The 8,064-nt window shown below is 57.0% G+C and carries 7 protein-coding genes; 6 read left to right on the top strand and 1 reads right to left on the bottom strand.

All coding sequences use genetic code 11. The features are described from left to right. The 6 genes from HMPREF2682_RS00830 to HMPREF2682_RS00805 form a co-directional block, all read left to right on the top strand. The coding region (locus HMPREF2682_RS00830) for a DUF6318 family protein (protein ID WP_070830583.1) at nucleotides 1–714 on the top strand (714 nt) is incomplete at its 5' end. A gap of 276 nt (nucleotides 715–990) precedes the next feature. Further along, nucleotides 991–2,004 carry a YeiH family protein gene (locus HMPREF2682_RS00825; RefSeq protein WP_005506354.1) on the top strand — a complete coding sequence of 338 codons (1,014 nt, stop codon included), beginning with the start codon at nucleotides 991–993 and terminating at the stop codon, nucleotides 2,002–2,004. Between the two features lie 237 nt (nucleotides 2,005–2,241). Next, nucleotides 2,242–2,742 carry a Cys-tRNA(Pro) deacylase gene (gene ybaK / locus HMPREF2682_RS00820; RefSeq protein WP_070616652.1) on the top strand — a complete coding sequence of 167 codons (501 nt, stop codon included), beginning with the start codon at nucleotides 2,242–2,244 and terminating at the stop codon, nucleotides 2,740–2,742. 87 nt (nucleotides 2,743–2,829) lie between these two features. Further along, entirely contained in the window at nucleotides 2,830–3,306 is a 477-nt protein-coding gene (gene msrB, locus HMPREF2682_RS00815) for a peptide-methionine (R)-S-oxide reductase MsrB (protein ID WP_070616480.1), read from the top strand. A gap of 218 nt (nucleotides 3,307–3,524) precedes the next feature. Then, nucleotides 3,525–4,790, top strand: coding sequence for an HRDC domain-containing protein (locus tag HMPREF2682_RS00810; RefSeq protein ID WP_070830581.1), 1,266 nt, complete (start codon nucleotides 3,525–3,527; stop codon nucleotides 4,788–4,790). 224 nt (nucleotides 4,791–5,014) lie between these two features. After that, the gene (locus tag HMPREF2682_RS00805) at nucleotides 5,015–5,572 is read left to right on the top strand and encodes a Rieske (2Fe-2S) protein (RefSeq protein WP_070830579.1); all 558 of its coding nucleotides are present in this window, start codon (nucleotides 5,015–5,017) and stop codon (nucleotides 5,570–5,572) included. Between the two features lie 183 nt (nucleotides 5,573–5,755). Here HMPREF2682_RS00805 and dxs read toward each other — a convergent pair whose 3' ends face one another. Next, entirely contained in the window at nucleotides 5,756–7,828 is a 2,073-nt protein-coding gene (dxs, locus tag HMPREF2682_RS00800) for a 1-deoxy-D-xylulose-5-phosphate synthase (RefSeq protein WP_083321735.1), read from the bottom strand. Between the last annotated feature and the right edge of the window lie 236 nt (nucleotides 7,829–8,064).

Genomic DNA, 8,064 nt, shown 5'->3' with positions numbered 1-8,064 from the left:
ACTTCCGTTTTTCTTACCCGCCGCGCAATGCTGAGCAGCGGCGCACTTATGGGTCTCAGTACCCTGCTTGCGGCGTGTGGCCAGCAGGCTGCTAATGAGGCGAGCCCCTCGGCTTCTTCGGTAGCTACGCCGAGTGAGACCGTTTCGGCTTCTGCGGCGGCTTCTGAGTCGCCTTCGGCGAGTGCTACTCCGTCTACTGTTCGAGGCTACTCGGGCGGATCCAAGGCACCCGATGGGGAGTACCGAAAGGCTGACAAATATGGTCCAGCCCAGAATGTACCCAAACCCACCGCGCCCGAAGAAGGCTACAACGAAAAGTCTCTAGAAGGCCTACGTAAAACATTTGACGCATGGGTCCAGTGGGGAAACTACGGTATCCAAACTGGTGACTATGCAAAGGCACGAGAATTTATTTCGCCTAATTTCAGCTCCGAATTAGAAGCTTACGAAAGCGTCGAAAAACTATACAGGCGCGGCGGATGGGTTATCGACGGTATCGAAAAATTTACAGCTGATGGGTCGCCTTGGTCCGAAGACGGCGAAACATATTTCTGGAAAATGTATCGTAACTGGAATCAGGAAATCCACGTTGAACCAGACGGTAAATGGACTGCATGGGATAACGAAGATAAAACTAACGATACTCTCAAAGTCAAAATGAAACATGACGGCCAAAAGTGGTCAATTCTAGACTTCGAAGAATTCAACGTCTAAGCAGCATTCACCTTTTTACACACCACACCGATATGAGGAATACATTTCCACGACTTCCGTTTTTCTTACCCGCCGCGCAATGACATGCAGTATGTATGGCCCTCTATGCTGGATACCTACGAGAAGGATATTAAGTTCCTCAAGGATATCGAACGCCTTTATCAGCGCGGAGGCTGAGGTGGTGCGCTCCCCGGGCTGGGTCTGTATTCCTACTTTCTAATTTACTTTTCTGACAGAAAAGATTATAATAAGAAGTATTTATTTTCGGAGGTTTTTATGTCATTTCTATCAAAAAATTGGGCAGGACTGTCAGTCTGTCTGATCATTTCTATCATCTCTTGGGTTTTAGGAGGATTTCTGCCTGTTGTGGGAGCACCTGTTTTCGCCATTTTTATCGGAATGATTCTCCATCCCTTTCTCACTTCCTATACACAACTGGATGCCGGTTTGACTTATAGCTCCAAAAAATTGCTTCAGTATGCTGTTATTTTGCTTGGGTTTGGACTCAGTATCTCACAAGTTTTCGCAGTTGGAACATCTTCCCTTCCTGTCATCATTTCGACCATTTCTATCGCTTTAATTATTGCTTTCTTTTTCCAACGCTTTTTTAACCTTGATACAAAGCTAGCTACCTTGATTGGAGTTGGATCTTCTATCTGTGGCGGTTCTGCCATTGCAGCGACTGCTCCTGTTATTCACGCCAAGGAAAAAGAAGTAGCCCAAGCCATTTCTGTTATCTTTTTCTTCAATGTCTTGGCAGCTCTTATCTTTCCAACTCTAGGTTCTTGGCTCCATCTTTCCAACGAAGGTTTTGCTCTCTTTGCGGGTACTGCGGTCAACGATACTTCCTCTGTGACAGCTACTGCTAGTGCCTGGGATAGTCTTTACAATGCAAACACTCTTGAGCCTGCAACTATTGTCAAGCTGACACGTACTCTAGCTATTATCCCTATCGTTCTCTTCCTCTCCTATTATTGGCAAAGCCGTCAACAAGGCAACAACCAAGGAGTGAAGCTTAAAAAAATCTTCCCCGTTTTCATTCTCTACTTTATCCTAGCTTCTCTGCTAACTACTCTTCTCACATCTTTCGGTGTCAGCACTAGCTTCTTTTCACCTCTCAAACAACTCTCCATATTCCTCATCATCATGGCTATGAGTGCTATTGGTCTCAAAACCAACCTCATTGCTATGATCAAATCCAGTGGAAAATCCATTCTTCTTGGAGCCCTTTGCTGGATTGCTATCATCCTGACTAGTCTTGGCATGCAATTACTCATCGGTATTTACTAAGAAAAAAGGGAGCCTAAAGGCTACCTCAGAACGTAGACAAATCAGATGGATTTTGGACTGTTGTTGGCTCGCTTTCTCAAGAGCAGCTGAAGGAAAAAAGGGCTACTGAAATAACCCCATAACCATTGAGAAGCCACATGTGTTTCGAGAAGCTACCATTATTGTGGCTTTTCGAAACACATGTGGCTTCTCGGCGCATAGGTATCGGCGCATGGCGTCTTCCGTAAAATGGTGTCTATGGCTAAGAAAACTAAAGGTAAGAAGAGCGGCGCAGCAACCGCCGCCGTAGCACTGCTGACCGAGACGAACACCCCCTTCCAGATGCGTGAATACGAGCACGTTGAGGGCGTCACTTCCTTCGGTGAAGAGGCCGCGAAGAACCTCGGCGCCTCCGAGGAGCAGGTGTTCAAGACCCTGCTGATCGTGCACGAGAAGGATTTCGCCGTCGCAATCGTGCCGGTCTCTGGCAAGCTGAACATTAAGGCTGCCGCCGCTGCCCTCGGCTGGAAGAACGCCTCCATGTGCGACCCGAAGGTCGCCGAACGCCGCACCGGCTACGTGGTCGGCGGCATCTCCCCGCTGGGCCAGAAGACCCCCTCCCCCACCCTCCTGGACGAAAGCGCCCAGCTCTTCGATACCATCATGGTGTCCGGAGGCAAGCGTGGACTGGACGTCGAGCTCGCCCCCGACGACCTGCTGAAGCTCACCAACGGAAAGTACGCTGACATCCGCGCTTAGTCCGCGCTCAGCGGGAATAATCCGCCCGGCCGCGGCGTTACATATGCCGTAGGAGCCTGGGCATGAGAGCAAACTGAAGGAGTCATGATGGGCAATTCGCTACCCGGCGTGGGTGCTATCGCCAAGAACTGGCGTGAAGTGCTCAAGCCTGAAGAGTACGCTGTTCTGCGTGAGGGCGGCACCGAGCGCGCGTTCACGGGCGAGTACTGGAACACCCACACGGAGGGTGTGTATTCTTGCCGTGCCTGCGGTACGGAGCTGTTCCGTTCCAATCAGAAGTTCGATTCGCATTGTGGTTGGCCGTCGTTTTTCGCGCCGCTGGCTGAGGACCGTGTGCGTTACCTGGAGGACACGACGTTCGGTATGCGCCGTGTGGAGGTGCGTTGCGCCGCCTGCGATTCGCACCTGGGTCACGTGTTTGAGGGTGAGGGCTACCCGACTCCCACGGATTTGCGGTATTGCATTAATTCGGTGTGTCTGACGCTGGCCCCGGCTGGTGAAGCCGCGCCTGATAAAGCACAGCCTGGTGATACTCCGGTTGACGAGGCGGAATCCGCCGAATAAACCCCGGCGATACCCCCCCCCCAGCAGGCACGCAGGTGAACCCCTTATTGTGAGTCTCTCTAAATTCGAGGCTTTAAGCTCGGGCGGGTAGAATGGCGTAGTGCCTTCGCGGGCACGTCACCCCGCCCGGGCTCATGTTTGCTCGGGCGTACGCCTACCCGGGCATCTGGCGCATCGTATGGGCGCGTCGAACCAGACAGAGGAAAAGGATTGAGTGCATGAGTACCGCAGCTGAACAGAATGCCGCAGGCACCCCTCAGCTGACCCTTAACGGTATCGAAGTTCCGGACGTTGTTCCTCTGGAGACCCCTTCCGCACCGATTCCGACTCTCATCACCACTGAGAGCGGTCTGCGTCGTGCCGCTGAGCAGTTGGCTGCGGCGTCCGGCCCGGTGGCTGTTGATACTGAGCGTGCTCAGGGCATCCGCTACGGTTCGCGTGCTTTTTTGGTGCAGCTTAAGCGTGAAGATCAGCTGTACCTGATTGACCCTGAGGCGTTTAAGGATTTGCGCATTATTAATGATGCTCTGGCGGATGCTGAGTGGGTTATTCACGCCGCGATTCAGGATTTCCCGAGCCTGGACATGCTCGGTATGCGCCCGAACCGTCTGTTTGATACGGAGTTGGGTGCGCGTCTTGCCGGTCTGGAGCGCGTGAATCTGGGTGCGACCGTTGAGGAGCTGCTCGGCTATAAGCTGGCGAAGAAGCACTCGAAGGAAGATTGGTCGCGCCGCCCCCTGCCGGAGTCGTGGCTGAACTATGCGCTGCTGGACGTTGATGTGCTCATTGATTTGCGTGACGCGTTGGAGGATTTGCTCCGCCAGCAGGGTAAGTTGCAGTACGCTCTGGAGGAGTTTGAGTACCTGTGCAAGACCCCGGTGAAGGATCCGACGGATCAGCCGGAGCGTTGGCGTAAGACGAAGGGCCGCACGATGTTGCGTTCGGTCAAGCAGCTGACGGCGCTGCGTAACCTGTGGCTTGAGCGTGACTCGCTGGCGCGTAAGAAGGACGTTGACGCGAAGCGTCTGCTGCCGGACTCTGCGATTGTGGAGGCGGCACGCACCATGCCGCGTAACGTGCCCGCTATTATGTCGATTCCTGGTTTTCAGACGCGCGGTTTGCGTCGTGAGGGCCCGCGCTGGGTGCGTGCTATTGCCGCGGCGGCACGCGGTGAGAACGCCGTACCGTTCACTTTGCCGTCGACTGCCCCGCCGCCGTTGAAGGCGTGGGAGTCTAAGCGCCCCGAGAACTTGGCGCTGTTCACCGAGGTTCGTCAGGCAATTGATGAGCTCTCGGAGGAGCTGAATATTCCGGCGCAGAACCTGATCACGACCGATTATGTTCGCCGCCTCTGCTGGGAGCCGCCGGCTCGTTTTGACGAGCAGACCCTGCGGGATGCGCTCGCTGAGTACGGTGCGCGTTCGTGGCAGACGGGTCTGGTTGCCCCCGTGATTGCGCCGATTTTTGCCCGCCATCTGGGGTAGATTTCTCTAACGTTGAATAGGTGTGTGTGCCGGTTGGGTGTGTTGCTGATGCGACCGCCCGACCGGCATTTTGTGTGCCTCGGGAGTTTGACACGGTAGTTTGTCCCGGTATTTTGCCTCAGCAGTTTGTCTCCGGTGCAAACGTGAACCAAGCTTAGCCTGCTCTCATTCGATTTTTGTCCCAAACCGGCATAGGGTGGAGAGAGTACACGAAAGGAACCACCATGCCCGCACCCAACGGATGCTGCCGCTCTCAGAAGGCATGCGCCTCCCCTGCTACTGAATCTGGCGCTACTGAATCTGGCGCAGTCGAGTCTAATGCCGTCGACGCCGTAGCAGCTACCGCAGAGACGGATTCTTCTGCTCGCGTCTTCTCCCGCCGCGCAACCCTCATCACCGGTGCCGTCGCATCCGGTGCGCTGCTCGCCTCCTGCGCTGAAGGTGACTCCAACGTTACCGCGCCCGAAGGCACCGTTGAGGTAGGTTCCGCCTCCGCAGTGGGCGTGGGCAAGGCGGCACGCCTGACTCACGGCTCCACGACCGTTATCGTCTCCCAGCCGTCCGCGGGTGAGTACAAGGCGTTCAGCACCGTCTGCACCCACCAGGGCTGCCAGGTGCAGGTGCAGGATTCCAACCGCATCGTGTGCCCCTGCCACGGCTCCGAGTACGCCGTAGCTGACGGCTCGGTCGTGCACGGCCCCGCAGAGGAGGCGCTGACCAGCTACCCGGTGCAGGTGAAGGGCGGCAAAATTTTCGTCACCCACACCTCCAAGGATTCCTAAACCGGCGGCTCAGAACCTACGTACGGCAAAACCTCTACACAGCAAGACCTGCGCACAGCAAAGCCCCGCCCATCACAATCGATGGGCGGGGCTTTGTGCTGTCTTATGGTGCCCGCTACTGATGCCTACTATTGCGGCGCGCTACTGAGAGAAGCTTAGGCAGCACATCTCAGGTACGACCGTTTAGCGGGTGTGGCGCGGCTTCTGGCCCTCTTCACGAGCGAACGGCACCTTATCGCCAGCCAGCTGCGCACGCAGGTCCGCGATAATGGTTTCCGCGGTCAGGCCGACCTCTTCCAGAATCTGCTCGCGAGAAGCGTGCGGAATGAACTCCGCCGGAAGACCCAGCTCGCTCAGCGCGGTATCCACGCCAGCCGCACGCATTTCCTGGCGGATGCGCGAACCCACACCACCGGAACGCACGCCGTCCTCAATGGTCACCACAATGCGGTGATCGCGAGCCAGCTCAATGACTGAAGACGGCACCGGCATCACCCAGCGCGGGTCAACCACGGTGGATTGGATACCCTCGGCGGCAAGCACCTCGGATGCTTCCAGAGCCACGCGAGCCATAGCGCCCACGGCAACGAACAGCACGTCACGCTGACCGGTCTCCGGGTGGGGTTCACCGGTGCGTGCCAACACGTCCACGCCGTCGCTGCGGCGCTCCAGGGCAGGAATGTCCTCGCCCACGGAGCCCTTCGGGTAGCGAATCACGGTCGGTGCGTCGTTGATAGCTACAGCCTCACGCAGTTCTTCGCGCAGGGTTGCGCCATCACGCGGAGCCGCCAGGTGCAGGCCTGGAATGAACTGGAGCATCGCCAAATCCCACATGCCGTGGTGGCTTGCACCGTCCGGGCCGGTAATGCCGGAGCGGTCCAGCACCACGGTCACGCCCGCCTTGTGCAGGGCAACGTCCATGAGCAGCTGGTCAAAGCCGCGGTTCAGGAAGGTTGCGTAGAGGGCAACCACCGGGTGCATGCCGCCGTACGCCAGGCCGGCGCTCATTGCCACGGCGTGCTGCTCAGCGATACCTACGTCAATAACGCGCTCGGGGTGGCGCTTCTGGAATTCGCGCAGACCCACGGGAATGAGCATCGCGCCGGTAATACCAACGACGTTCTCCTGCTCATCCGCAATATCTGCGATTTCACGGCCAAAGACGCTCGTCCACGACTCGGAGGTGCTGGTCGAAACATCCTCACCGGTCAGCGGGTCAATCTGGCCCACCGCGTGGAACTGGTCGTCCTCATTCGCGCGAGCGGGTGCGTAGCCGTGGCCCTTCTCGGTAATGGCGTGCACAATCACCGGGCCGGCGTAGTTCTTCGCCGCGGTCAGTGCGTTCTCCACAGCCTGCTGGTCGTGGCCGTCAATCGGGCCCACGTACTTCATGCCCAGGTCTTCAAAAATGCCCTTGGGTACGACGACGTCCTTAATGCCCGCCTTCATGCCGTGCAGGCCGCGGTACACCATCTGACCGACGGGGCCGCCACGTTGCAGACCGATGCGCACCGCATCCAGTGCGTGGTCGTAGCGGTGATCGAGGCGCACGCGATCCACCTGCTGCTGCACACCGTGCTTGAGCTCAGACAGCTGGTTCGCGAAACCGCCAATGGTCGGCGCGTAGGAGCGGCCGTTATCGTTGACCACAATCACGACCTTGCGGGTGCGGTCGGCAGCAATATTGTTCACAGCCTCCCACGCCATGCCGCCGGTCAGCGCGCCGTCACCAATGAGGACCACAGTGTAACGGTCATCTTCACCGTTGAGCTTGTGCGCGCGAGAAATACCGTCAGCCCACGAAATCGAGCTGGAGGCGTGCGAAGACGCAATAATGTCGTGCTCAGACTCGCCTCGATCCGGGTAACCCGACAGGCCACCCTTCTGACGCAGAGTCTTAAACGCGTGACGACCAGTCACCAGCTTATGCACATAGGACTGGTGGCCGGTGTCGAAAAGAATATTGTCCTTGGGAGATTCGAAGACACGGTGAATGCCGAGGGTCAGCTCCACAACGCCCAGGTTCGGACCCAGGTGACCGCCGGTCGCCGACACGTTCGTCACGATGAACTGGCGGATTTCCTTAGAGAGCTCCTCCAGCTGCTCGTAGCTGAGGTTCTGCAGGTCCGCCGGGGACTGAATACCCGGGAGCAACTTGGCAGTGGCACCATTGCCAATGCTGTAGTCGGCGGTGGGTGCGCCACCGGCGGCGCTATTCGGGGTCTCCTCCTGCGGCAATGCGTTTTCAGCGGACATACACCCACACTCCTCAAGGTCGGGGCACGGCTCATTCCGTGCGTTGGTTCTTCAATGATTCTACCGTTTACGGTGCCAAAAAGCAGATTTATGCGCCCGCAGAGCAAGACGCACCGGGTTGAGCAAAAACGGCCTGAAATAACCCCTAGTGGGCAGGCTGGTGAACAGCCCAACCCGCCCAACGCTGCGATTATTTGCTTCTTTGTTACGGCTACTAGCCGCGCGCTACCCTCCGT

It is taken from the genome of Rothia sp. HMSC061D12 (assembly GCF_001836735.1).
Taxonomy (GTDB): Bacteria; Actinomycetota; Actinomycetes; order Actinomycetales; family Micrococcaceae; genus Rothia.
This window is presented reverse-complemented; position numbering and strand designations above follow the sequence as displayed.